This is a genomic window from Nocardia sp. NPDC050175 (assembly GCF_044459885.1).
Taxonomy (GTDB): domain Bacteria; phylum Actinomycetota; class Actinomycetes; order Mycobacteriales; family Mycobacteriaceae; genus Nocardia.
This window is the reverse complement of record NZ_JBITJI010000010.1, coordinates 101,285-126,488: the sequence shown is the minus strand read 5'-3', so window position 1 is coordinate 126,488 and position 25,204 is coordinate 101,285. Positions and strand designations below refer to the sequence as shown.

The following is a 25,204-nucleotide window of genomic DNA, read 5'->3' as shown; positions in this document are numbered from 1 at the left end:
TGTCGAGCCTTTCCGGTCAGGACGGTCCAAACACTCATACGCCGCTCAATCTTGCCCGCCGAGCCCCTCGCCCCGCACATCACCCGCCCCAACCCGCCGGTGTTGTCGCCCACGTGCGCCGTCGCGCCCAGTGCGGACTGGTCCGAAGTGCCGCGTGGGTGTGAGCGCCACCCCCGGCCGCCTCCAGCCGCTGGGCACGTCGGCCTGATAACCCGACAGCTGTTCAGTTCCTGTGTGAGGAGGAGAGCTGCTGTGCGAAGTGATGACTACTTGGGCCGGGCGGACCGGTGCGACGGGTAGGTGTCCGCGCGGATTCACTTGAGGCGCAGGGGGAGTCCGGCTACGACGAGGAATGCTTCGTCGCAGGCTTGGGCGAGGCGTTGGTTCAGGGTGCCGATCTCGTCACGGAACAGGCGGCCGGAGCGGGTGGCGGGGATGATGCCCATGCCGACCTCGGGGCTCACGATGACCAGGCGGTGTGGGTAGGCGGCGACGGCGGCGACCAGGGCGTCGGCGTCGGGTGCGACGGTGCCGCGCGGGGATTCCCAGGCGTCGCGGGCGTCGATGCGCGCGGTGAGCCAGGTGCCGATGTCATCGATCAGCGTGGTGCCCTCCGGTCCCGGAGCGCCGAGAACGGCTGCCGGGTCGGCACTTTCGAGCACGGTCCAGTCGGCGGGCCTGCGGTCGCGGTGGGTGGCGATGCGTTCGGCGAAGTCCAGGTCGGCGGGATCGGGAATCGAGGTCGCCAGATAGCGGACCGGCCCGGGCGCCTTCGCGGCCAACTCCTCGGCATAACCCGACTTACCGGACCGAGCGCCGCCGAGGACGAGGGTCCGGCGCGGCTCAACCGACGAGACACTGTGCGACACGTCTGCACGGTATCAACGCCGTTCATGATCATGAGGAACTGGTGCAGGCAACGCCGAGGCCAACAGCATCAGTTCCCGATGATCTTGAACGATGTCCGGTCGGCAACGGCCGCACGCCTTCCCGGGATGCGGATCCCGACACGGGGTGCGGTCAGGCGGGGGTTTCGACCATTTCCGCGCCGAAGCGGCGACGGTATTCGGTGGGTGCGATGCCGACGAGGCGTTGGAAGTGGTGCCGCAGCAGCGCGCCGGAGCCGAAGCCCGCGCGGGCGGCGATTTGCTCGAGTCCGAGGTCGGTTTCCTCGAGCAGCTGTTTGGTGAGCAGGACGCGCTGGTTGGTCAGCCATTTCACCGGGGTGGTTCCGGTTTCGGCGGCGAAGCGGCGGGCGAAGGTGCGGGTGGACATGGTCGAGCGCGCGGCCAGGTCTTCGATGGTGTGCGGGAGGTCGAGGTTGGCGTTCATCCACTCCAGGGTCGGGATGAGGCTGTCGGAGGTGCAGGTGGCGACCGGCCGCTCGATGAACTGACGCTGCCCGCCGTCGCGCTGGGGCGGCACGACCATGCGGCGCGCGATCGCGTTGGCCACCGCGCTGCCGAGTTCGCGGCGCACCAGGTGCAGGCAGGCGTCGATGCCGGCGGCGGTGCCCGCGCTGGTGATCAGGTTGCCCGCGTCGACGAACAGCACGTCGGGATCGACGGTCGCCTCGGGGTACATCGCGGCGAGCTCGTCGACGTAGGTCCAGTGGGTGGTGCATTTGCGGCCGTCGAGCAGGCCGGCCGCACCGGCGAGGAACGCGCCCGAACAGACGGTCAGCACGATCGCGCCCGCCGCCGAGGCGTCGCGGACGGCGTCGATGATGCGCGGATCGAACCCGTTTTTCGACGAGGCGGCCGGAATGGCGACCAGATCCGCCTTGGCGAGCTCGTCGAGGCCGTACTCCGGGGTGACCGTGATGCCGGGTGTCCTGGAGTGCAGCGGCTTGCCCGGCGTGGCACTGCACACCTTGAAGTCGAACGCGGGCAGCCCGTCGGCGGTTCGGTCGAGGCCGAAAACCTCACAGACCACCCCGAATTCGAACATGGCCATGTGGTCGGACAGCACGACCGCAACCTTCGACAGCATGCGTCCAGTGTACTGGCTGAATCTTTACGAACAGTGGCAGTTCAGCCACTTTCGGCGGTAACTCATCGAGCGCAAAATTACTGCCATGATTACTTTCTTGATCACCCTGGCAGTCATCGTCGCTTTCGCCACCTTCGTGACGCACTACAACGCACCCGCGGGCTCGTCCAACATCATCGATCGCGACGTCCAGCGTCTGCAGGCCGACCTGTCGGCGATGCACGGCCGAACCACCAACATCTGACCCCGATGTCCCCGCAACCGGCAGCGGCCCGGCTCGTGTCCACGAGCCGGGCCGCAATCATGTTCAGGGGACGCCGATCCACGCTGAACGATCAGCTGCGCGGAACCGACTGTTGAAATCGGGCGGGCAGGCAATCCCCACTCAACTCAGGTCGGGGCAACCGGCTGAGGTGTCAACAGTGCCAACAGCCTGAATCGGTCGGGCGGCTGTCAATGGCGGTTAACGCAGTCTCAGCCGCCGCGCTGACTGATCGGGCCCACATCGACCCGCGACAGACGAACTAAATAGCGACGCCCGGACTGACCTGAGGCTTCGGCGCCCGCATCTTCCGGATCTGCGACGCACGCACGAACGCGTACCACCCGAGCTTGTAACCGGTGTCTTCGGAGTCCGGGAAACGCTCCCTGACCCGCCCGTTCACGATCCGCCCGAGCAGGAAACCCTCGGCGATCATGAAGAACATCATCACCAGCATCGCCAGCGTGACGATCGTCTGCAGCGCGGGCGCCACGAACATCGACAGGATCAGCACGAGCGCCATCGGCATGAACAGGCCGACCAGGTTGCGCCGACCGTCCACGATGTCGCGGACGAACGCACGCACCGGCCCCTGATCGCGGGGCAACAGGTACTTGTCCTCGCCGGCGAGCATGCGCGTGCGCCGATCCTGGACGGCCGCCTTGCGCTCGGCGGAGGCTTGTTTGCGCTCCTCCTTGCTGCCGCGAGTGGCCTTGCGCCGGGCGCGGGCCTCCTTCGCGGTGAGCGGTGCCGGCGCGATCGGGCCGCGTCGCTTGCCTTGTGCGTCACGGCGTTTCGGGGTGGGACGGCCCTTGCTCGCGGTGGCGGTGACCGCCGTGCGAGTGGTGCCCGCGGCCGAGCCGCCGTCCACGACCGCCGTCTGATCGGCGGCCGCGTCGGTGGTGCTGGACTCGCCGCGACGGAACAATTTCACATCGACCAGGCTATTCGATGGAATACGCGGCGGGAAATGCGGTCCGATTCGCGCAGGTGTGCCGGGTCACGTAGGTTGCGTGTTCCTGCGGGCGCGGTGGTGGCAAGATGGGGAATAGCAGCCCGCCGAGTGGTGTTGACCGACACGACCCGTGCGCTGTTCACGGGTCGACGACAGGTTCCTCGAGGAGAGTTCATGACTGTGCAGAACGAGACCGCCACCGAAACTCACGGTGCCGTGCTGACCGACGCTGCCGCCAGCAAGGCGAAGGCGCTGCTGGACCAGGAGGGTCGCGACGACCTGGCGCTGCGGATCGCCGTGCAGCCCGGCGGCTGTGCCGGCCTGCGGTACCAGCTCTTCTTCGACGATCGCTCGCTCGACGGCGACATCGTTGTCGAGTTCAGCGGCGTCAAGCTGGCCGTCGACCGGATGAGCGCCCCGTACATCCAGGGTGCCTCCATCGACTTCGTCGACACCATCGAAAAGCAGGGCTTCACCATCGACAACCCGAACGCCACCGGCTCCTGCGCCTGCGGCGATTCGTTCAACTGACCGAACCCGTCCGACTCGTCGTAAGCGGGTTCACCGCGTAACAGCCCGGCCCCACGTGAGAAGTTTTCACGTGGGGTTTGCGCGTTTTCCTGGGCGGGCGTGTCCGCGATAGCGCCGTGGTCGATTGGCGAACGGCCGCTGTGGACCGAGCGGCCCGGCCAGTGCGAAGGCGTCGGATTTCGTAAGGATTTGGCGGTTAGACGACCTACTGAGATCGGCATCGCGGCCCAACGATCGCGCGCCGCCGGGCATCTCGCCGACCGTGTCCCCCCGTTGAGGGGGGCCGAGCCTTCGTTCAACATTGGTACGGTGATGCTGGGACTTCCGTTCCCGGTCTGCACCGCCTGCCGCCTACCGTTGAAGGGCCAGCCTCGTGTCCATCGCCGTTTCCGCGTCCATTGCCACCGACCATCTCATGCGTTTTCCCGGACGGTTCCGTGACGCACTGCTGGCCGATCAACTCGATCACGTGTCGCTCAGCTTCCTCGTCGACGATCTGCAGATCCGCCGCGGTGGCGTCGCAGGCAACATCGCCTACGCCATGGGCCTTTTGAACCGCACGCCCCTGCTCGTCGGTGCCGTGGGCGCCGATTTCGCCGAGTACCGCCAGTGGCTGGAATCGCACGGCGTCGACTGTTCCGGCGTGCTGATCTCCGAGCGCGCGCATACCGCGCGTTTCGTCTGCACCACCGACGACGACATGGCCCAGATCGCCTCGTTCTACCCGGGCGCGATGAGCGAGGCCCGCGACATCGCCATCGGCGAACTCGCCAAGACGCATTCGCTGGATCTGGTGCTGGTCGGCGCCAACGACCCCGACGCGATGCTGGTGCACACCGCCCAGTGCCGTGAGCTCGGCATCCCGTTCGCCGCAGACCCGTCCCAGCAGCTGGCCCGCCTCGACGGTGAGCAGGCCGTGCAGCTGATCGACGGCGCCGCATACCTTTTCACCAACAAGTACGAGTGGGCGCTGCTGCTGCAGAAGACCGGTCTCAGCGAGGCCGAGATCGCCCAGCGCGTCGGCATCCGGGTGACCACGCTCGGCGCCGACGGTGTGCACATCGTCGACAAGGACGGCACCGAACTCACCGTCGGCGTCGTCCCGGAGACCACCAAGGTCGAGCCCACCGGCGTCGGCGACGCGTTCCGCGCCGGTTTCCTCACCGGCCACACCGCGGGCCTCAGCCTGGAGCGCTCCGCCCAGCTCGGCTCCCTCATCGCCGTCCTGGTCCTGGAAACCATGGGCACCCAGGAGTGGACCCTCAACAAGGAGACCGCCCTCGAGCGCCTCGCCGGTGCCTACGGCGCCGAAGCCGCCGCCGAAATCAAACCCCTGCTCTGAGCTGACGCTGCCGCGCACAGGCTGTGCTGCCGCGGCGTCGTGGCCTGCTGCACGCCGCGCATCTACTCGCGGCCCGCGCACGAGTTAGCCAGCAATTTCGTGCGCGGCGTGCGAAAGCGTGCGCGCGAGCACGGTTCGCGGCCGACCGGTGGCGCACTCCGCTGGGATGGCATCAGAGGCGAAGTGCCCTCGACCTTTCGGTGAGGGGCACTTTTGCGTCGGCTTACAGCGAGACCGGGTAGACCGGCTCCTGGATTTCCGGCTTGATGCGGTCCTCGACGAAGATGCCGTGCCACACCATGAAGACAAGCAGGGTCCACAACCGGCGGCTGTGGTCCGAGGTTCCTGCGCGGTGGGCGACGAGCATGTCGCTGATCGCGGCCTTGTTCAGCAGGTGGTCGGTCTGTGATTCGAGGATCTGCTGGTGGGCCCAGTCGTAGAGTTCGGTGCCGCGCAGCCAGTGCCGCAGCGGGACCGGGAAGCCGAGCTTGGCGCGGTGCAGCACATGCGGCGGCACGATGCCCTCGAGGGCCTGGCGCAGTGCGTATTTCGTGGTTTCCTTGGTGATCTTCTGCTCGAACGGCAGCCCCTCGGCGACCTTGAGCACCTCGGAATCCAGGAACGGCACGCGCAATTCGAGCGAGTTGGCCATGGTGATCTTGTCGGCCTTGACCAGGATGTCGCCGCGCAGCCAGGTGAACAGGTCCAGGTGCTGCATGCGCGCCACCGGGTCCCAGCCGCGCGACTGCGCGTAGATCGGCGCGGTCACGTCCTGATGGGTCCACTCGGGCCGGAATTCGCGTAGCACGGAACGCAATTGGGCGTCGCTGAAGCTGCGCGCGTTGCCGTAGTAGCGCTCCTCCAGGCTGAGCGAGCCGCGGTGTAGCAGGCTCTTGCCGCGGGTGCCGTCCGGAATACGGTCGGAAAGCTTGCCAGCCAGCTTGCGCAGCCCGCCGGGCAGGTACTCGAAGGGCTTGAGCGACAACGGTTCCCGGTAGATCGTGTATCCACCGAACAACTCGTCGGCACCCTCGCCGGACAGCACCACCTTGACGTGCTTGCGCGCTTCCTTCGCCACGAAGTACAGCGGGACCAGCGCCGGGTCGGCCACGGGATCGTCGAGGTACCAGACGATTTCGGGAATCGCGGCGGCGAACTCGGCGGGGGAGACGGTCTTGATGATGTGCCTGGCGCCGATCGCTGCGGCGGTCTCGGCGGCGACGTCGGCCTCGGAGTAGCCCTCGCGTTCGAAGCAGCTGGTGAAGGTGATCAGCTTCGGGTTGTGCCGCATCGCCAGCGCCGCGACGGCGGTGGAGTCGATGCCGCCGGACAGGAACGAGCCGACGGTGACGTCCGCGCGCATGTGCTTGGCGACCGAGTCCTCCATCGCCTCGGCGATCTCGCGGTAGCGAGCGGGCGCCGAGCCCGGCGCGAAGGGCCGGACCTTGAACTGCGGATGGAAGTACCGGGTGGTCTTCGGCGCCTCGCTCGGACGGACCGTCGCGTAGGTGCCCGATTCCAGCCGCCTGATGTCCTTGTGCAGCGTCTCCGCTTCCGGCACGTACTGCAGCACCGTGTAGTGCTCCAGTGCGCGCGGGTCGAGCTCATCGCTCAACCCGAGCGGGGACAGCAGCGCCAGCAGGCTCTTCTTCTCGCTGCCGAACGCCGTGCCGCCGGGACCGGTGGCCAGGAACAGCGGCTTGATGCCGAACGGGTCCCGCGCCAGGAACAGCTCGTTGGTCTCGGTGTCCCAGATCGCGAACGCGAACATGCCGCGCAGCTTGTGCACGGCTTCCGGACCCCAGTAGTGGAACGCGGCGACGATGGCCTCGCCGTCGCCCTCGGTGAAGAAGATCGAGCCGTCGGCGAATTCGGCGCCGTGCGCCTCGGCCAGTTCCTTGCGCAGCTCGAGGTAGTTGTAGATCTCGCCGTTGAAGGTCAGCGCGTAGCGCTCCCGGTTTTCCGGGGGACCCCAGCGCAGCGGCTGATGCGAGTGCTCCAGGTCGATGAGCGCGAGGCGGTTGAACCCGAAGATCAGGTGATCGTCGTGCCAGGTGCCGCGGTCGTCGGGACCGCGGTGTCGCAGGCAGTGCAGTGCGTCGTACACCTGCTCCACCACGCCAGGCGCTGCCTCGTCAGATGTCAGAAACCCGAGCAGTCCACACACGGCGTCGGCAACCTCGTTTCTCCGGTCGGGACACGGCCGAAAATCGGCGTGTCCGAAAGTCTTGCGGGGGCGGTGCGCAGCGTCTGCCGCGAGCGGTTGTTCCGGTGGGTGCCGGGGCCTGATCTCGCGGTGAGCACAGCGGCCGAAATGTTGTGTCCGAGTATGCCGCACACGCGCGTCGCGCGCGTACCGCGCACCCTGTCCAGGGCTTTTGCGGACGGATGCGCGGGTGCGCGCGATGCGCGGAGTGTCGAATGCGACCCGACGACAAACAGGGCGCCCGTTTGGTCTACGCTGCGTAGTACTCAGGCCATTCTCAGGCGGCGTACGCGCTCGACCGGGGACCGGCCTGATCATGTGCTTAGAACGTATCGCCAGGGCGGTCGCAGCCCAGGCGGTGCAAATGTCGGAATGTGTGGCGACCAGGAAGGCGTGAGCGTGGCGCACAAGGCGAGCGAAGAGATCGGGGCACGTCCCGCCCGGGGACGGATCCTTCGGCGGGCCGGGCTGGCGGTGTCCCTCGGGATTACCGCGGTGCTCGTCTCGGGCTGCTCGATCGACAATGTTTGGCTGCGGTTCGGCTGGCCCTCGGGCATCACGCCGCAGGCCACCCGGATGCGGGAGCTGTGGACCTGGTCGGTCCTGGCCGCCCTGGTGATGGGTGTGCTGGTGTGGGGTCTGACCTTCTGGACCGTCGCCTTCCACCGCAAGAAGGCCGACTCCCCGGAGTTTCCCCGGCAGACCGGCTACAACGTGCCGCTGGAGCTGACCTACACGGCGGTGCCGTTCGTCATCATCGCGGTGCTGTTCTACTTCACCGTCGTCGTGCAGAACTTCGTGCACGAGAAGGTCGACAATCCCGACGTCACCGTCGACGTGACCGCCTTCCAGTGGAACTGGAAGTTCGGTTATCGCGGCGTCGACTTCAAGGATGGCGCCAAGTACGACGGCATCGACACCACTCGTGAGGCCGCGAACCAGGAGCAGCTCGAGGAGTACAAGGAACGGACCGAGGACGGTCACCCGCAGCCGGGCCCGATGCACAACGGCCTGCCCGCGCACGACATCCTGTCCTACCTGCACTACGACAAGGTCGAGACCTACGGTTCCAGCACCGAGGTGCCGGTCCTGGTGCTGCCGACCAACAAGGTGATCGAATTCCAGCTCGCCGCCGCCGACGTGGTGCACGCGTTCTGGGTGCCGGAGTTCCTGTTCAAGCGCGACGTGATGCCGAATCCGAAGGAAAACCATTCGGACAACATCTTCCAGATCACCAAGATCGAGAAGGAAGGTGCGTTCGTCGGCCGCTGCGCGGAGATGTGCGGCACGTTCCACTCGATGATGAACTTCGAGGTACGTGCGGTTACACCGGAGAAGTTCACCAAGTACATGGATGCGCGCAAGAAGGGCCAGACCAACGCCGAAGCGCTGCAGTCCATCGGTGAATCGCCGGTCGCCACGTCGACCCGGCCGTTCAACACCGATCGCACGACCAAGACCGCGGCCGAGGCAAAGTAAGGGACTGATCTGATATGAAGATCGAAGCGCGGATTTTCGAACTGCTGACGGTGTTCTTCATCATCGTCGCGATTGTCTACGGCTACTTCACCGGCGTATCCCGCACCGGCGTGGAATGGGCCGGTACCACCGCCACGGTGCTGACCGCAGGCCTGTCGCTGATCATCGGCACCTACTTCCGCTTCGTCGCACGTCGCCTCGACCTGCGCCCCGAAGACTACGAAGACGCCGAGATCGTCGACGGCGCAGGCGATCTGGGCTTCTTCTCGCCCGGCAGCTTCTGGCCCATCAGCCTCGCCGGTGCCGGTGCCATCACCGCCCTCGGCCTGGCCTTCTTCCAGTTCTGGCTGATCGGCCTCGGCGTAGTCTGCATCCTCATCGCCGCCGCAGGCCTCGTCTTCGAGTACTACCTGGGCCCCGAAAAGCACTGACCCAGCACCCCGAAAGCCCCCTCCGCCATCCGCCGGAGGGGGCTTTCGTCGTTCCAGCAGCACTTGACGTAGGTTGCGTGCTCTTTACGCATGCTGTAGCAGACGTCAAGAGCATGCAACGTGCGTCAAGTGGGATGGTGGACGAGTGCGTAGAGCGCCTGCGCGGGATTCGGATCGTGGTGTGGGGGGCGGGGCTTCGGCGGTTAGATGCCGAAGGCGTGCATTAGGCGGGCGGTGGAGCGGGGGGCTACGCCGGCTAGGGCGTAGAGGGTGCGGGTGAAGCGGGGTTCGAGGCGGGGGGATCTGGCGTGGATGGCGGATTCGATGTGGTGGGCGGTTTGGTCGGCTTCTAGGGCGGACTCTTCGCTGGAGGTGGCCGAGTCGGGGGTGGTGCGGAAGGCGGGGTAGTGGACGGCGGTTACCTGGATGCCGTGGGGGGCGAGTTCGGCGTCGGCGCATTGGCCGAAGGTGGTCCAGGCGGCTTGGGCGCTGGCGTAGGAGGCGAAATTCGGTGCGGCGCCGGTGTGTGCGTTCCAGGGGCCGACGTTGATGACGTGGCCCGAGCCGGAGCGCAGCATCGCGGGTAGTAGGCCGAGGGTGAGGCGGAGTGGGCCGAAGTAGTTGGTGGCCATCATTTGCTGGTAATCGCGGAAGCGGTTCAGCGACTGGGTCACCGGTCTGCGGGTCGGCCGACCGGCGGTGTTGATCAGCACGTCGACGGTGCCGAATTCGCCGAGCACCCAGGTGACGAGCTGATCGACATCGCCGAGTGCCGAGATGTCGCAACGATTCCAGTCCGCGATGCCGCCGTCCGAACGGATCTCCTCGCAGGCGCTGATGAGCTCATCGCTGCCGCGCGCGACCAAGAGTAGTTGGGCACCTTGGGCGGCAAGCACATTCGCGGTGGCCCGGCCGATGTCGGAGCCGGCATCGGTGATCAGCACGCGCTGTCCGATCAGGGCTCGATCCGGCGGACGGTGCCGCTTACGATCTACGAATCCAACCGGGACAGCACGAAATTCGGGCATCGGCACAGCAACCTTCACAAGCGGACGGGCTGAACACACGCACGGCACCACACTGACAGTGCCGAACCCACATGCCGCCGCTACCTTCTGGCGACCATGCACGGCCGGTCACAGTATAGAGTTTGCCGCCCATTTGACGGAGCCGTTCGCCAAATGCCCTAGCAAGCTCTCGCCCCACAATCCGCACCCAGGCCGTCGTCCGCCCCTCCCCGAGCCGGTATCCCCAAGATCTGCACTCTGTCTCGGGATCGGCACTCGGAATAGGGCCCTAAAGTCAGTGCCGATCCCGAGTGAGAGTGCAGATCTTTGGCAGTGACTTCGGGCCGGGGCGGGCGGAGGGGGTTACTCCTCCGACTCGTAGCGCAGTGCGTTCTCCGAGCGGCAGATCTCGTCGATCCCGGAGACTATGTCGCGCAACAGTTCTGAGGGGAGGGCGGCGGGGCGGAGGCGGCTGGTGAAGGTGATCAGGCCGTGGTCTTCGGGGGAGAGGCCGCGGGCGGCGGACTCGGAGCGCAGGTAGCGGGAGCGGACGCCGTAGGTCATCGCGGAGATGACGGTGAAGCAGCCGGTGCGCTCGCGGTGGCCGGCGAACAGGTCGTGCAGGCGGTAGAACACCGACGTGTAGCTCGACAGCGGCGCGAAAATGCCGACCCGGTAGGCGGGTCCGCGCTCGGACGAGCTGAGGGCGGTGTCGGCGAGGTATTCGGCGTCGCGCAGGGTTTGCACCTTCGGCGCGAACAGCACCGCGCCTGCGGCGGCATTACGCAGCGGCATGCCCGCGGGGCCGCTGGCGGCGGAGGCGATGACGCCCAGCGACTTCCGCGCACGCGAGCCCACCTCGCGTCGCGCCCGCACCGAACGGGTCGGCGCGGTGGGGTGCAGCGTCGACCACTGCCCGAACCGCACGGTGCCCAACTGCACATGCCCGACGCCGCCCGGCCGCGCGACCTTCAACGGTGCGGTGTCGACCCAGCGACCCACCTGCAGCGCCGCGTTGCCGGGCCGCATGATCTCGGCGTAGGCGTGCTCGACGAACGAGTCGAAGTCGAGGAACCGGTCGGCGTTGGTGGTGAGCCAGGTGCGGTCCTTGTCGATGTCGATCACGTCGAGGGTCAGCGCGGTGATGATGCCCGCGCGCCCGCCCGCGCCGAGGATGCGGTGGAACCGCTCGGCGTGGTGGGTGCGCCCGCAGGTGCCGATGCGTCCGTCGTTGTCCACGTACTCCAGATCGACGACCTGGTCGATGAACATGCCGTACTTGTGCGACGCCGCGCTCACCCCGCCCACGGACGCGAATCCGCCCGCGGTGATGTCGCGATGGTCACCGACGATCGGCAGCCCGAGCCCGTGCGCGCCGAGCCGCCGGTCGATGTCGGACAGCTTGGCGCCCGCCTGCACGCGCACCGTCCGCCGCCCCAGGTTGATGTCGAGCACCTGATTCATCCGGCGCAGCGACACCACCGTGGGCTGTGCGGGCAGTGTTAGTCCATCGTCCAGTTGCTCGCCGCCGCGCACGGTGAGCGGTTCCGCGCGGCCGCGTGAATCCCGAACCGTGCGAACGACATCCGCCGTATCGCGGGGTAGGTATTCCTCGGCGGAGACAAACTGCGGCGTGCTCATGGCACGAAAGCTACTACAGCGCGGCCCGCGACGCCTCCCCGATCTCGTGTGCTACCGGACGGTTGGTTCGAGTCGCTGGCTGAACAGCACGGATCCGCTCGCATCGCACAGATTGACTGTCAGTTCCCTTGACTTGCCGTCGATCTGTACCTCGCCGAAATGCTGGAAGGCGTCGAGCGGCGAAGCGTTCTGCACAGTGGGCGCGTGCACGAACACTGCTTCGGGTCCGAACGTTCCGTCCAGCGGATTCGGTCCGAACGCACCGGCGTTGAGCGGTCCGGAGACGAACTCCCAGAACTCGTTGAAGTCGGTGAACGCCGCGCGCTCGGGGGCGTAATGGTGTGCCGCGGTGTAGTGCACGTCGGCGGTCAGCCAGACCACATCGGTCACCTTGTTCGCCTTGATCGACGAGAGCACCTGGGCGATTTCGGTTTCCCGGCCGGACGGCGCGCCGGGGTCGCCGTTGGCCGGACCCTCGAACGCGGTGGTATTCGGCTGTTCACCGTCCTTGACAACCAAACCGAGCGGCAAGTCGTTGGCGACGATCTTCCACGTGGCCTTGGAGTCGCGCAGGCCCTCGATCAACCACTTCGTCTGTGCCGGACCGAAAATGCGGCCCTCGGGGCCGTTGTCGGCGTCGTTGGTGTCCTTGTAGGTCCGCATGTCCAGCACGAAGATATCGAGCAGCGGGCCGTAGGAGATCTTGCGGTAGAGGCGACCGTCCACCGCCTCCTTGGGCTCCACCGGCATCCACTCGTGGAACGCCTGCCAGGCGCGGGTGGCGAGCACATCCATGCTGCGCTCGGCGTAGCCCTTGGACTCCGGGACGAGGCCGCCGGGGTACCAGTTGTTGACCGTCTCGTGGTCGTCCCACTGCACCACCTGCGCGACCGAGGTGTTGAAGCGGAGGTAGTTCTGATCGGTCAGGTTGTAGGCGTAGGCGCCGCGGTACTGCTGGAGGGTCTGCGCGGGAGCGCTTTTCGCCTCGGACACGGTGTTGCGCCAGATTCGCCCGTCCGGGAGTGTCACCGATTCCTTGACCGGGTTGTCCGCGTAGATCGAATCGCCCGAGTGCAGGAACAGGTGCGGGTCGCGGGCGGCCATGGTGGAGAAGATCTTCATGCCGCCGAGGTCGGGGTTGATGCCGTAACCCTGGCCGACGACGTCGCCGGACCACTGCAGCCTGATATCGGACGCGCCCATGGGCACGGTGCGGAACACGCCGGTGATCGGTTCGGAGAGACCGCCGTCGTCGCCCTCCAGCGTGACCCGATAGTGCACCTGCTCGCCCGCGGGCAGGCCGTTGACGCGCACCCGTCCGGTGCCGTCGGAATCCGGGGTGAGCAACGGTCCGGTGAATCGCCTGACGTTCGTGAACGATTCGGTGGACGCCGTCTCCACGATCAGCGTCGCGGGCCGATCGGCCCGGGCCCAGATCAGCGCACCGTCGCTGCGCGGGTCACCCACCGCGACACCGTGTGTCAGCACCGGCCGCTGTTTGACCAGGGCCGGTCCGTCCGACGAGCACGCGGCCAGCGCGGGGGCAGCCACCAGGCCGAGTGCGGAGGTACGCAGCAGGGTGCGGCGGGAGAAGGTCGAACCAGTCATGGGATCACCCTGGACCAGCTATCTCAACGCAATGTGAACGGGTCCGGTCCGGTTGGGTAACGGGGTGGTCGGCGTCGAGTCGCGTGGCTCACGTCATCGGGTCGAACGCGAGTGGCACATCATGGAGCGGGCTGCTCGACGTCCGCCGCGCCCATGTACCGCTCGATGGGACTTGCGGGCCCGATCCTGGACATAGTGCCGGCCCGGTCCAGTGTGAGCGGCCGCGCGTCGTTGCGACGCCGACCGACGGTGCTGCGAATTCCGACTGGGTGCCACCGAGGTCCGGTCGAATTCGACAGCGTCGCTAGGAGGAACTATCCATCTGAACTCCCCGCGAAAGGTCTAGAACCGCGGGCAATTGGGCCGGGGTGGACTGTCTGATGCCGGTCGCAGCCGCCATCCTGGACTGAGTGAATGCCGGATACCGGCACCGATTTATTCTCAGCCAATGGATGCTGTCGATCGTGGGCTGATTCATGCGTTGCACATCGACGGGCGGGTCGCGTTTCGAGACATCGCCTCGGTGCTCGGGGTTTCGGAGAACACCGTTGCTCGGCGCTATCGCAAGCTGCGTGGGGAGGGCACGGTGCGGGTGGTCGGCATGGTCAATGGTGGGCGGCTCGGGTATGTGTCCTGGACGGTGCGGGTGCGGTGCACGCCTGATGCCGCGATGTCGGTGGCCAAGGCGTTGGCGGATCGTCCGGATACCGCGTTTGTGCATCTGCTGTCCGGTGGTACCGAGGTGTCGTGCAATGTGCAGGCGGCGAGCAGCCAGGAGCAGGATGCGTTGCTGCTGGATAAATTGCCGCGTACCAGTCGGGTGGTGTCGGTTTCGGCGCATCTCGTGTTGCGTGGGTTCGCGTTGCCGTCGGGATGGGGTGGTGTGGCAGCGCTGTCGTCGGAGCAGGCGGCGATCCTCGAACCGGCGCCGGTCGAATCGTCCAACGCCCCAGTCGAATTGGACGACGGGGATCGGGCATTGTTGCATGCGTTGAATCGGGACGGTCGCGCGTCCTACGCCGAGCTGTCGACGGTGACGGGATGGTCGGAGTCGACGGTTCGGCGTCGCTTGGCGTCGCTGCGTCACATGGGTGTGCTGCAGTTCCACCTCGATATGCCGCCTGCCGCGATCGGGTTCCGCACCGAGGCTCGGCTGTGGATCAACGCTCAGCCCGCCCACGTAGTAGATGTCGCCGAAGCCCTGGCGCGCAGGTCAGAGGTCGCTTTCGCCGCGCTGACCACCGGGTCGACCAATCTGCTGGTGGCGGTCAACTGCCGCGACACCACCGACCTGAGCTTGTTCCTGACCGAACGAATCGCGCCGCTGCAAGGCATCAACTCGATGGAAACCGCCCCCATCATCAGGACCATCAAGCGTGCGGGAGCGCTGCTGCTCTGACGGTGGAAGTTGTTGTGGGGCAACAGCTGCTCGAATTGTGGAGTCGGACCCGGCGGTCCCGTACGCGATATTCGCCGACCACTGGGCTGGGATGTGTTGTGGGGTAGCCTGTCTCCCCGTACGTCACTCACCTCACCACCGCCATCCTCACCACGCCGTAACCACGGACGGCGCAAGACCGCGCCAACTCACCGACGACGCTCGGCATTGCCCCGCTCGGCGCGCCCACAGGTGAGATACCGCCGGTGGGTAGCAAGCCCGGTCACCGCTTGGCCGAGATGCCGAGTGCGCTATGGCAGTGCGCGCGATGGCGCTCGGCGAGCGTTGGAGGAGACATCCTCCGGATACGAAGAACGCCGCCAGTCAGCTGTTCGGCTGGCTAGCGGCGTTTCGACGGGCTGAACGGCTCAGCTGGCGGCGGTGTGCGGGATGCGGGTTGCTTCGCGGGCGCTGCCGTTGGGGATGTTCTTCTTCAGGCTGGCGGCGTAGACGTCTACGTATTCTTGGCCGCCGAGTTGCATGAGTTCGTACATGACCTCGTCGGTGACGGCGCGTTCGACGAAACGGTTGCCGCCCATCCCTTCGTAGCGGGAGAAGTCGATGGGGGTGCCGAACTTGACGGTGACCTTGCGGCGGCGCCAGCGGAACGGTCCGGGCGGGCTCACGTCGTCGGTGCCGATGACGGCGACCGGGATGACGGGGACGCCGGTTTCCAGCGCGAGGCGGGCGAGGCCGGTCTTGCCCTTGTACAGGCGGCCGTCGGGCGAGCGGGTGCCCTCGGGGTAGAGGCCGACGAGGCGGCCCTGGTCGAGCAGCTTGCGCGCGGCGTTGAGGGCGTCCTCGGCCGCGTCGGCGCCGGTGCGATCGATCGGGAACTGGCCGGAGGTGGTGAAGAACCACTTCTGGAAGGCGCCCTTGATGCCCGGGGTGTTGAAGTATTCGGCCTTGGCCAGATAGTTGATGCGTCGCGGGCTCAGCAGCGGCGCGAACAGCCAGTCCGCGAAGGAGAGATGATTACCCGCCATGATCGCCGGACCGTCCGCCGGAATGTTCTCCACACCCTCGACCGTGGGCCGGTTGTAGAGATGCATGAACGGTCCCAGCAGCACGTACTTCAGCAGCCAGTAGAACATGACGTCCTTCCCCCGGGACCGGGATAGAGGCGGGCACCTGCGTCAGTTGCCGACTTTACCGCTGGAGCTAGATCACATCCAACCGCAGCGGCGAATCTCACCACACTCTGCCATGAGCAAGGTGACATGCCGTAATCGGCGACCGGAAGCAGATTCCTCGGCGACCGGAATTGGGTCATCGGCGACCGAAGCAAGCGTTCCTCCCTCGAATACCACTGCCGCAGGTGATGAAACGTCATCCACCCGGACGATGTGGGCCGGGCTTCGCCGAGCAATCCCACTTCTACTCGGGATCAGCCCGCCTCCGGACGCCGCCGCGCAGCTACCCGCCTTGTCAGAATCCGCCCATCCCCGAGTCCGGACCGGGCACTGCCGCACGCCTTCTCGGGAGACGCACACCCCCGAACGTCTCCGCTGCGGCCGAGTTGGGCACGGCTGCTTCATGATCAACAGCAGACGCTGAGCCGCTCGGGGCTCGTTGACGGGGGTCAGTGGCTGCGGGCTACTCGGGAGGACTTGCGTTCGGTTTCGATCAGCGCGGCGCGGGCCAGGTCGGCGGCGCCGATCATGCCTGCGGCCTCGCCGAGTTGGGTGGTGCGGATGCGGGCGAGGGGGCGGTGGCCCGCGCCGGTTACCGAGCGGGCGTACTCCTCGCGGGCTTCGTCCAGGAACAGGGGAGCGGAGCTGCTGACGCCGCCGGCTATGACGACGAGGTCGGGGTCGAAGATGTCGCTGACGAACGCCAGGCCGAGGCCGAGCCAGCGGGCGAAATCCTCCATCACCCGGACGGCGAGCGGATCGCCGTCTTGGGCGGCGTTGGCGACGCGGCGGCCGGTGAGTGAGCCGGGGTCGCGGTAGACGTCCTTGGCGAGGACCGAGCGGACCGGGTCGGTGGCCAGCATCTCGATCGCGGTGTCGGCGAGTGCCGTTCCGCTGCAATATCTTTCCCAGCAGCCGCGTTTGCCGCACGGGCAGGCGCGGCCTTGCGGGACGACCTGCAGGTGACCGAGTTCCGGTGCGACGCCGTGGGTTCCGCGATACAGCTGCCCATCGATGAGCAGCGCGGCGCCGATGCCGGTGCCGATCGCGACGAGCACCACATTGTGGCCACCCGCGGCCGCGCCGAACCGATACTCGGCCCACATAGCGGCATTCGCGTCGTGCTCGAGGATGACGGGCAGCTCGAGCCGTTCGGTGAGCCGCTGCGCGACGGGGGTGTCCTGCCAGGGCAGATGCGGAGCGAAGCGGACGGTGGAGCGGTCGCCGTTGATGAAACCGGCGACGGCCAAGCCCACCGCGCCGATCGGATGCCGTTGGCACAGTTCGCGAACGGAGCGGGCGAGGGCGTCCTCGAGCGCCTTGGCCGAATGCGGGGTCGGCGCCTGGACGGTGTCGAGGACCTCGCCGCTGGTATCGATCACGGAGGCGCGAATGTTGGTGCCGCCGACGTCGATTCCGACGGTCAGCGGTCGCGCACCTGCTATGCGGTGCGTCATGCCTTGATCGTCACGGGGATGCTGACATAGCGGGACCGCTTGGTCGCCCGCGATGCGTGTTGTCCGGCACCGGGTTCCGCGTGGGTCGAGGTGTCGGGTGAATAGTCCTGTGGCACAGCATGATTGTGCTGTGGTCCGCCGGTCGGATCGGATTCCGGCATGACCGGATCGACCGGAACTCCGGCCAAGGCCTCGCGCAGCACCGTCACGATGGCGGTGCCGTGATCGGCCACGGTCTGCAGCACCTCGTGGTGTTGTCCACGCATCAGCGCGGCAGCCGCGCAAACAGGACACCAGCTGCAACTCGACCATTCGACCTGCCCGTCGGCGGCCTGGCGCAACACCGGCTCCACCCGCTCCAGCACCGATTCGGCGAGCAGCTTCAACTCCGCGACGAACTCGGCCATGCCATCGGCCGGATCACCCTCGCCTGCAGCATCTTTCGGCCGCCCACCAGCAGTGCCGTGCTCGGCTCGATCACCGCTCGTGTCCGCCGCCCCGGTACTCCGGCTCGCGGCGTCGGCAGTCGAGTCGTCGGGTCGGTCCGCGCTTCGGCCCCAGCCACCCGCCGCTCGATCACCGAAGTCTTCGGCGCTCCAACCAGCAGGACCGCCGACCCGATCACTCTGCGCGCCACGGCTTGCCGCGTCCTGGCCCTCGGCATCCTGCCCGAAACCATCGCCCGGCACGCCTTGGCCCTCGCCAGGCTGCCCCTTACCGCCGCGCCCGAAGAACCCGCTCACCTCGCGCCCTTCGGCAGCCCGTCGGAAGAACCCGGAAGTCCCATCACCGCTCATCGCCGCTACCTTCGGGCCATAACTGCGGATCCGGGCGGAATCGCACCACGAGATGTCCGCCGTCGAGTTCCGCACCGTCGACCGTGCACCGCCGCAACACCGGGGCAAGACGAACTCGCCGCCGGACACCGTCCGCTCCCACGATCAAATCGTCCTCCACTCGGCCAAGTCGCAGCGTTGCCGCATCGACAACGGGCAGGGGCATCCGCAGTGTGTATATCGCGCGCAGACCGGTGCCTGATTCACATCGAACCACCGGTTCGCCGGAACTCGCGTCAACCTCCGCCGGACTGTCGCTCAGCATAGGTCCTGTGCCGTCGGTGTTCCTGTCCGAGTCCACCGCGTACGACAGGGCCGCGAGCGAGGTGAGTCCGATCGGCTCCGGTCCGGTGTGCTGGGCGATCAGCAGGGGAATACCCGGCATCGAGCGCGCTAATTCGGCGATGGCGGCGAGCTGTTCGCCGCGCCGGTTCAGATACCAGTGCACCGCGGGATGCTCGGTGTCGAGCGGGGAGGTGGGCGGCAGCACCTTGTTGACCACCACCGCGTCCAGCCGCAGCCCGAGCAGCGTGGCGGCGGAACGGACCCGCTCGGATTCGGCGAGGGTGACCCGTTCGGCGACGGTGATCAGCCGCGCGCCGGTGCGCTGATGGTCGGCGAGCAGATCGCGGACCTCGGTGACCGCCTTGACGATCCGTTCGACGGTCGCGGCGAGGATCGCCTGCCGCAGGTCGGTGCCGACGGTGCTCATCGCCCTGGCGTGCGGCGGCCAGATCCGCTCGAGATAGCCGAGCAGGGTGTCCGGCGCGGTGATGATGCGCAGCATGTCGGCCGACGGCGGGCAGTCGACGACGATTACGTCCCAGTCGTCCTCGTTGGCGAACTGGGTGATCTCGACGAGCATCAGCAATTCCTGCACGCCGGGCAGGCCGGTCAGCTCGGCCGGGTCCAGCGCGGCGAGGTCGATGCCGTGCTCGTGACCGGAGCCCGGCGACAGCACCCGGACCACGTCGCGGAACCGATCCTCCAGCAGCGCAAGGGAATCCACCTCGATCACGTCGAGGCCGGGCAGCACGTTCGCGATGCCGGTGACGGTGCCGGGATCGTGCGGAAAACGGAAGCCGAGCGCGTCGCCGAGCGAATGCGCCTGGTCGAGCGAGGCCACCAGCACACGGCTACCCGCTCTGGCATAGGACATGGCGGTGGCGCACGCCAGCGTCGTCTTGCCTACCCCGCCTTTGCCGATGAACAGTTCGACCCGGGTCGTGTGCGTCGTCAGCCTTCGACCCGTTTCTTCAGTTCTTTCAGCGCGGTATCGGTGATCACCTTCTCGGCCTTGCGTTTGAACATGCCGATCATCGGGATGTTCAGGTCGACGGTGAGCGTGTAGACGACCTCGGTGTTGCCGTCGGGTTGATCGATGAGTTCGTAGGTGCCGTTCTGCGCCTTCTGCAGCTCACCGCTGACCAGCGTCCAGCTGACCGCCTTGTTGTCCGGTCGCCAGGTATAGGAGAGGACATAGCTGTCCTTCACCACGCCCGCGTCCAGCACGAACCGCGCGGTGCGCGCCCGGCCGTCCGGTCCTTTTTCCTGTACTTCGACCGATTTCGCCGCCGAGACCCACTCCGGGTAGGACTCCAGATCGGCGATGACGGACATCACCTGCTGCGACGTGGCCTCGATGATGATCGACCTCTGGGTCCTGTCGGCCATGGCGGACAGCGGTTCCTTTCAGCATCGGTCTTGGGGATGGCAACCGGCGGAGCCGGCGAATACTGGGTGCGCGTCAGGAGGCGTGCGCGGGTGCGACACCGGCCGGACGGCCTGCCTCCAGCCGGGATTTCAATTCGAACGCCATGTTGCGGCCCGCGACGCGGCGGGCCCGGTTGGCGGCGGCCATCCGGTTCTGCGGCAGCGCGGGTTGCGGTTCGGCGTGCAGGAAGTAGTGCACGATCACGCCGTCCAGCGCGGGCTGTAACCAGACTTCCATGGTTCCGTCCAGCGCACCGGTGACGGTCCAGCGGATTCCCTTGTCGCCCCGGTCTTCCCGGACGACGAGGGTCAGGTCCGGCCACCAGCGGCGCCAGTTGTTCGGTGCCGATAGGACATCGGCGACGGCGATCCCTGGCGCGGCGACGAAGGTTTGGTCGGCGACCTGGATAGTGCTCACAGCGCTGAGCCTAATGGATGGCCTGGCCCGACGGCGCTTCGCTCTTGCGCACCGTGCTGCGGTGCCGCTCACTGTGTACGGCCCGAGACGGCCGCCGTGTCACCGCAGCAGTTGGCGGAGCCGGGCACCGTGGGTATCCCAGCGCCAGCGCTCCTCGACGAAGGCACGGCCCGCAGCTCCCATCCTGGCGGCCGCGTCGGGATCGGAAAGGATGTCTACCAGGGCATCAGTGATCTGCTGAACGTTGCGGCCGTCCACTACGCGCCCGGTTTCGCCCTCGATGACCGTTTCCGGAGCACCGCCGGAACGGCCCGCGACGACCGGCACGCCCGAGGCGGAGGCTTCGAGGTAGACGATGCCGAGTCCTTCCACGTCGAGGCCCGCGCCGCGGGTGCGGCACGGCATGGCGAAGACATCGGCGAGAGTGTGGTGGGCGGCCAATTCGCCGGAAGGAACCCGGCCGGTGAAGATGACGTCGTCGGAGACGCCCGCCGCGATGGCGAGTTGGCGCAGCTTTTCCTCGTACGGTCCGCCGCCCGCGATCACCAGGACCGCGCCGGGCACGCGGTCGCGGATCTCGCGCATGGCGACGATCAGCGCATCCTGACCCTTGCGCGGGACCAGGCGGGACAGGCAGAGGATGGTCGGGCGGTCGCCGAGGCCGTAGCGGTCGCGCAGTTCCGCGCGCGCGGCCGGGTCCGGGCGGAACGCGTCGGTGTCCACGCCCGGCGGCAGGTACTCCAGCGCGGCATTGCGCCCGAACGCCGACGCGAAACGGCCGCGCGTGTACTTGCTGACATAGGTGACCACGTCGGTGTGCTCACCGATCTGGCGCAGCGCCTGCCTGGCACCGGGCAGCATGGACCAGCCGACCTCGTGCCCGTGCGTGCTGGCCAGGATGCGCTCGGCCCCCGCACGCCGCAGCACCGGCGACATCAGCGCGAGCGGTGCGGCCGCGCCGAACCACACGGTGTCGCATTTCTCGCCGCGCAGCAGCCGCGCGGCCCGGCGCATCACCAGCGGGGTCGGCAGCATCAGTGTGGTGGGGTGGCGGACCACCTGAAACTTCTGTTTGGCATCGAATTTCAGGTGGCTGTCGCCGCGCCAGCGTGGCGCGTACACGACGAGATCGTCCGGCGGGAGCTGACCGGCCAAGGCATGCAGATAGGACTGAATACCACCCGGCCGCGGCGGGAAATCATTGGTCACCAGCAGAGTTCGGGCCATGGTGACAACCTACTGTGTTGGATCCGCGGGGGCTTCGCGCGGCGGCTCAGACCGCTTGCGTCGACAGCCAGTTGCGCCAGTCGGCGACGAAATCGGCGCGAGTTGTGCCGAGCACGTTCTGCAGGATCTGGTCTTCGGTGTCCGGGGATTGACGGGCCGCGGCGATCTGGCGGTAGAGCTCGACCAGTCGGGGTTGGTCGTATTTGTCGGCGATATAGGCGCAGACGGACCAGGCTTGTTCATAGGTGCCTGCGGCATTGCGGCCGGTGAAGTCCGGGTCGGCAGGCAAGTCGCCGGGGAGGTCGTGGCGGCGGGCCTGCGCGGTGAGGGTGGGGGCGATGTCGGCGAAGCGTTGGCCTTGGCCGCGGTGAGCGATGTAGTCGGCGAAACCCTCGAGCATCCACAGGGGTGCGCCGTCGCGGGTCTCGGCGCGGGTGGCGATATGGGTGAGTTCGTGGCGCAGCATGGTGCGCAGGCCCGCGGGGTCGAGGCGGCGGCCCGCGTCGGGGCTGAACACGATGCGCTGGCCGGTCGGCTGGGTGCCCGGTGCGAACGGGTCGGCCACCGAGGCGGCGGCGACCTCGGCGGACATGCTGCCCGCGTGCACTAGTCCGGCGAATTCGGAGGGGGAGGAGGCGACAACGACCGTGGTGGCCTGCGCCCAGTCCTTGCCCCACACGTCGGTGACCGCAGCGGTCGCGGCGGCGAGTTCGTGCTCCAGCACGTCGATTTCGGTGCGCTGCGCGGGATGACCGACGACCAGCGATTGCTGCCCGTCGCCGGTCGCCACCTGGCGAGCGAGGATCGGACCGAACGGTTCGATACTGCGTCGCACCTCGGCCAGCCGCGGATCGGTGGCCGGGCCCTGCCCGACGACGTCGGCGGTCGCCTGTGCCGTATGCGGTTTCGGCAGCGCGGAATTCGGCAGCATGATCAGGGCACCGCAGAAACCGGTGAAGGCGATCACCATCGCAACGGTCAAGCAGAACTCGAACCGCCGCCGCGCCGACCACCACGCGCGCAGACCGCGCAGGTCACTCATCGCTGTGCCTTCGCGCTCAGCGCAGATAGCCAGTAGGGGTTGGACAGGTTATGTCCATTCATAGTTGGTCAGTATCGCCGAGCGGAGTTGTAGGGCGTCGAGCCCATGGGGGCGACGGCGACCGGGACACCGAACGTGGAGGCGTGCAACATGAGTCCGTTGCCCGCGTAGATGCCTACGTGGGAGATGTCGGAGTAGAAGAACACGACGTCGCCGGGCTGTAGTTCGTCCTTGGAGACCGGCGTGCCGTAGGTCGCCTGCGCGGAGCTGGTGCGCGGCACGTTCTTGCCGACCTGTTTGAACGCCCACTGGACGAGTCCGGAGCAGTCGAACTGGTTCGGGCCGGTCGCGCCCCACACATACGGGTCACCGATGCGGGTGAGGCCCGCGGCCAGTGCGCTGGTGCCGCTGCCGGGGACCAGCCCTTGCAGCAAGCTGTCGCGGTCGAAGCCGGGCGGGAAGGGCGAACCGGCGAGGGCGGACCTGTCCTTGGTGGACAGCGAGCCCCACGCCTGCACCACCTGGGCGATGGCGCCGCCGAGGTCGCTGCGTTTGCGTTCCAGGTCGGCGCGCACCGTGTCGGCCTTGTCGGCGGCCGCGCGGGCCTCGTCGGCGGCTCGGCGCGCGACGGTTTCCGCGGCGTTGGCGGAGTCGGTCGCCACCTTGTATTGGTCCAGCTGTGCGGAGGTCTGCGCGGCGAGCACGTCCAGCGTCGACATCTGGTCGAGCAGTTGCTGCGGGGAATCGCTGACCAGCACGGCGAACAGCCGGTTGGTGCGCGCGCCCTGATAGGCGGCGATCGCGGTCCGATCGATGATCGGCTGGTACTTGCGCACCTCGTCGCGGGCGCGGTTCACCACGTCGGTGCTCGCGGCCAGCTTGGCGTCCGCGTCGCGCTGGATCACCTGCTTGGCGTCGAGGTCGTTCTGTGCGTCGAGCGCCTGCTGGTTGAGTTGCTCGGACTGTCGCGAGAGGTCGATCATTCGCTGCACGGCCTCGCTGGCCGTGGACGGGAGTGCGACCGGATCGGCTCCGGCCGGACTGCCACCGTAGAGGGCGGTGGTGGCCAGGACGCCAGCAGCCAGTGCCCCTCCCACCAGACGTCGCGTGCCATGTCTCCGGTGTGTTGCCACAGCCTGCCGTGCCCCGCTCTCTCGTGAAACGATCTCTCTGGAACCGACGATCTGAACCGACGAGCCCCTGTCTACGAAAAACGAGGTTTGCGCTGTGCGCGCCTCGGGTAATTCGAGAAGGTCTCGATTAGGTTACGGAACGGCCTGGGTCTGTGTCCAGTAGAGAACGAAATGATCACAGGAGCCGTCCGGCGGTCGGGCCGCGACGTACGGCCCGACCAGCGGTTTCTCAGAAGCGACGGGCTCCGGCGACCGGCATCGAGGAGATCGGGGCCACCTGCACGGGCGTGCCGGCGGTGGACGCGTGCACGACATTGCCGTCACCGGCGTACAGGCCGGAGTGGCCGCCGCCGTAGAACGACACCAGGTCGCCCGGCTGCAGGTCGTCCATCGAGACCGGGCTGCCCGCGGACAGCTGGGCACCGCTGGTGCGCGGCAGCTCCAGGCCTGCCTGCTCGTAGGACCACTTGACCAGGCCGGAGCAGTCGAACGCGTTCGGGCCGGCGGCGCCGTACACGTACGGTGCGCCGAGCTTGCTCATGGCGGCGTCGAGGGCTTCCTCGCCGATCGTCCGCTTCGGGGCGACGAACGGCAGCGGCGCCTGGCCCGGCAGTTCGATGCCCGGGATGCCCTGCGGGATCTGGATCTCGTTCGGCACCTCGAAGGTTCCCACGCCGGGGATGTTCACCGGCTGGGCCGATGCGGGGGCGGCCGGAAGCAGGAACGCGCCGATGGTGGCAGCGCCGACGGCCCCGGCGGCGACGGCACGCTGCGCCGAACGCTTGACGGATTTGGTCGTCATGATGCGGTACTCCCAATCTGCCCCACGACGCCGCACCCTGACTGGTGCCGCGGACTTCGTGTCGTTCGCACCGAGTTGGTGCGTCGGACTCCGTGAGGTCTCGAAAAGGTTACGAACACATCACGGGGGTTTGTAAAGTCCGCCTCCTGCGAAATGCGTGCGCGGGTGTGAATTCACGCTTAAACAGTGTGAGATATATCCCAACAATCACGAATAGATAACGACGCGTTCTCGGCGGCAAGCTTCCTGGTCGCTATCTCGGTCAGCGATGCCATGCTTCCCGGGCGGGTCGGCGTGCACCGTTTGGACATTCCCCCAGGTCGCTACGTTCATCTCGAGGACATCCGCAGGTCTGGTACCGACCGATCGGCCCGGTGGCTGTGATTGGTCACAGCGAGCGTCAAGCGGCGGGCCCGCGTCGCTCGACACGCCCGAGCGATTGATACGGTTTATGTAACAATGTGACCTGCGTCACTTTTTGGCTTTCTAGATCATTTCATGGGTATCTGAACTTGAATACGCACGGTGTAATTCAGACATTTCCTGGCGTT

General features: G+C 67.2%; 23 protein-coding genes. 6 read left to right on the top strand and 17 right to left on the bottom strand.

Annotated elements, in window-relative coordinates; translation table 11 throughout:
* Positions 1-314 precede the first annotated feature (314 nt).
* Both cobU and ACIBK2_RS30695 read right to left on the bottom strand, forming a co-directional pair.
* Positions 315-869 (bottom strand): bifunctional adenosylcobinamide kinase/adenosylcobinamide-phosphate guanylyltransferase, encoded by a 555-nt coding sequence (cobU, locus tag ACIBK2_RS30700; RefSeq protein ID WP_396972152.1) that lies wholly within the window; start codon positions 867-869, stop codon positions 315-317.
* 151 nt (positions 870-1,020) lie between these two features.
* On the bottom strand, positions 1,021-1,992 hold the full coding sequence (locus ACIBK2_RS30695; protein WP_396972150.1) for a helix-turn-helix domain-containing protein: 972 nt from the start codon (positions 1,990-1,992) through the stop codon (positions 1,021-1,023).
* Positions 1,993-2,077: 85 nt separating this feature from the next.
* Between ACIBK2_RS30695 and ACIBK2_RS30690 the strand changes: the two genes are divergently transcribed.
* A complete protein-coding gene (locus ACIBK2_RS30690; RefSeq protein ID WP_396972148.1) occupies positions 2,078-2,236 on the top strand; it encodes a hypothetical protein in 159 nt (52 codons plus the stop codon).
* 280 nt (positions 2,237-2,516) lie between these two features.
* On the opposite strand, the gene ACIBK2_RS30685 is transcribed toward ACIBK2_RS30690, so the two are convergent.
* Positions 2,517-3,125 (bottom strand): DUF3043 domain-containing protein, encoded by a 609-nt coding sequence (locus ACIBK2_RS30685; RefSeq protein ID WP_396972508.1) that lies wholly within the window; start codon positions 3,123-3,125, stop codon positions 2,517-2,519.
* 258 nt (positions 3,126-3,383) lie between these two features.
* Between ACIBK2_RS30685 and ACIBK2_RS30680 the strand changes: the two genes are divergently transcribed.
* Together ACIBK2_RS30680 and ACIBK2_RS30675 are read left to right on the top strand one after the other, a co-directional pair.
* Complete coding sequence (locus ACIBK2_RS30680; RefSeq protein WP_069165132.1) at positions 3,384-3,740, top strand: iron-sulfur cluster assembly accessory protein; 357 nt, start codon at positions 3,384-3,386, stop codon at positions 3,738-3,740.
* 373 nt (positions 3,741-4,113) lie between these two features.
* The gene (locus tag ACIBK2_RS30675) at positions 4,114-5,082 is read left to right on the top strand and encodes a carbohydrate kinase family protein (RefSeq protein ID WP_396972146.1); all 969 of its coding nucleotides are present in this window, start codon (positions 4,114-4,116) and stop codon (positions 5,080-5,082) included.
* Between the two features lie 223 nt (positions 5,083-5,305).
* Here the strand turns inward: ACIBK2_RS30675 and asnB are convergent, their stop codons facing one another.
* Entirely contained in the window at positions 5,306-7,249 is a 1,944-nt protein-coding gene (gene asnB, locus ACIBK2_RS30670) for an asparagine synthase (glutamine-hydrolyzing) (protein ID WP_396972143.1), read from the bottom strand.
* Between the two features lie 411 nt (positions 7,250-7,660).
* On the opposite strand from asnB, the gene ACIBK2_RS30665 reads away from it, so the two are divergent.
* Together ACIBK2_RS30665 and ACIBK2_RS30660 are read left to right on the top strand one after the other, a co-directional pair.
* Positions 7,661-8,767 carry a cytochrome c oxidase subunit II gene (locus ACIBK2_RS30665; RefSeq protein ID WP_396972141.1) on the top strand — a complete coding sequence of 369 codons (1,107 nt, stop codon included), beginning with the start codon at positions 7,661-7,663 and terminating at the stop codon, positions 8,765-8,767.
* A gap of 14 nt (positions 8,768-8,781) precedes the next feature.
* Positions 8,782-9,198, top strand: a complete 417-nt coding sequence (locus tag ACIBK2_RS30660; protein WP_396972139.1) for a cytochrome c oxidase subunit 4 — start codon at positions 8,782-8,784, stop codon at positions 9,196-9,198.
* Positions 9,199-9,401: 203 nt separating this feature from the next.
* Here ACIBK2_RS30660 and ACIBK2_RS30655 read toward each other — a convergent pair whose 3' ends face one another.
* The 3 genes from ACIBK2_RS30655 to ACIBK2_RS30645 all read right to left on the bottom strand — a co-directional run bounded on the left by ACIBK2_RS30655 (position 9,402) and on the right by ACIBK2_RS30645 (position 13,454).
* Positions 9,402-10,226 (bottom strand): SDR family NAD(P)-dependent oxidoreductase, encoded by an 825-nt coding sequence (locus ACIBK2_RS30655; RefSeq protein WP_396972137.1) that lies wholly within the window; start codon positions 10,224-10,226, stop codon positions 9,402-9,404.
* A gap of 342 nt (positions 10,227-10,568) precedes the next feature.
* Positions 10,569-11,846 (bottom strand): FAD-binding oxidoreductase, encoded by a 1,278-nt coding sequence (locus tag ACIBK2_RS30650; protein ID WP_357382029.1) that lies wholly within the window; start codon positions 11,844-11,846, stop codon positions 10,569-10,571.
* Between the two features lie 51 nt (positions 11,847-11,897).
* Positions 11,898-13,454: an alkaline phosphatase D family protein gene (locus tag ACIBK2_RS30645; protein ID WP_396972135.1), complete on the bottom strand. Its 1,557-nt coding sequence runs from the start codon at positions 13,452-13,454 to the stop codon at positions 11,898-11,900.
* 448 nt (positions 13,455-13,902) lie between these two features.
* Between ACIBK2_RS30645 and ACIBK2_RS30640 the strand changes: the two genes are divergently transcribed.
* Positions 13,903-14,853: an Lrp/AsnC family transcriptional regulator gene (locus ACIBK2_RS30640; protein ID WP_396972133.1), complete on the top strand. Its 951-nt coding sequence runs from the start codon at positions 13,903-13,905 to the stop codon at positions 14,851-14,853.
* A gap of 407 nt (positions 14,854-15,260) precedes the next feature.
* Here ACIBK2_RS30640 and ACIBK2_RS30635 read toward each other — a convergent pair whose 3' ends face one another.
* From ACIBK2_RS30635 to ACIBK2_RS30590, 10 genes are all read right to left on the bottom strand, one after another.
* The gene (locus tag ACIBK2_RS30635; RefSeq protein WP_357382024.1) at positions 15,261-15,986 is read right to left on the bottom strand and encodes a lysophospholipid acyltransferase family protein; all 726 of its coding nucleotides are present in this window, start codon (positions 15,984-15,986) and stop codon (positions 15,261-15,263) included.
* 488 nt (positions 15,987-16,474) lie between these two features.
* Positions 16,475-17,482, bottom strand: coding sequence for an ROK family glucokinase (locus ACIBK2_RS30630; protein ID WP_396972130.1), 1,008 nt, complete (start codon positions 17,480-17,482; stop codon positions 16,475-16,477).
* A complete protein-coding gene (locus tag ACIBK2_RS30625) occupies positions 17,479-18,279 on the bottom strand; it encodes a hypothetical protein (protein ID WP_396972129.1) in 801 nt (266 codons plus the stop codon). The genes ACIBK2_RS30630 and ACIBK2_RS30625 overlap by 4 nt, the downstream gene beginning before the upstream one ends.
* The gene (locus ACIBK2_RS30620) at positions 18,269-19,531 is read right to left on the bottom strand and encodes an ArsA family ATPase (RefSeq protein WP_396972506.1); all 1,263 of its coding nucleotides are present in this window, start codon (positions 19,529-19,531) and stop codon (positions 18,269-18,271) included. The genes ACIBK2_RS30625 and ACIBK2_RS30620 overlap by 11 nt, the downstream gene beginning before the upstream one ends.
* Before the next feature lie 23 nt (positions 19,532-19,554).
* Positions 19,555-19,992 carry an SRPBCC family protein gene (locus tag ACIBK2_RS30615; RefSeq protein ID WP_396972128.1) on the bottom strand — a complete coding sequence of 146 codons (438 nt, stop codon included), beginning with the start codon at positions 19,990-19,992 and terminating at the stop codon, positions 19,555-19,557.
* Between the two features lie 73 nt (positions 19,993-20,065).
* Positions 20,066-20,449, bottom strand: a complete 384-nt coding sequence (locus tag ACIBK2_RS30610) for a polyketide cyclase / dehydrase and lipid transport (protein WP_396972126.1) — start codon at positions 20,447-20,449, stop codon at positions 20,066-20,068.
* 99 nt (positions 20,450-20,548) lie between these two features.
* A complete protein-coding gene (locus tag ACIBK2_RS30605; protein ID WP_396972124.1) occupies positions 20,549-21,676 on the bottom strand; it encodes a glycosyltransferase family 4 protein in 1,128 nt (375 codons plus the stop codon).
* Between the two features lie 46 nt (positions 21,677-21,722).
* The gene (locus ACIBK2_RS30600; protein WP_396972122.1) at positions 21,723-22,718 is read right to left on the bottom strand and encodes a hypothetical protein; all 996 of its coding nucleotides are present in this window, start codon (positions 22,716-22,718) and stop codon (positions 21,723-21,725) included.
* Between the two features lie 68 nt (positions 22,719-22,786).
* On the bottom strand, positions 22,787-23,815 hold the full coding sequence (locus ACIBK2_RS30595) for an NlpC/P60 family protein (protein WP_396972121.1): 1,029 nt from the start codon (positions 23,813-23,815) through the stop codon (positions 22,787-22,789).
* A 265-nt stretch (positions 23,816-24,080) separates the two neighbouring features.
* Complete coding sequence (locus tag ACIBK2_RS30590) at positions 24,081-24,653, bottom strand: C40 family peptidase (protein ID WP_357382009.1); 573 nt, start codon at positions 24,651-24,653, stop codon at positions 24,081-24,083.
* Between the last annotated feature and the right edge of the window lie 551 nt (positions 24,654-25,204).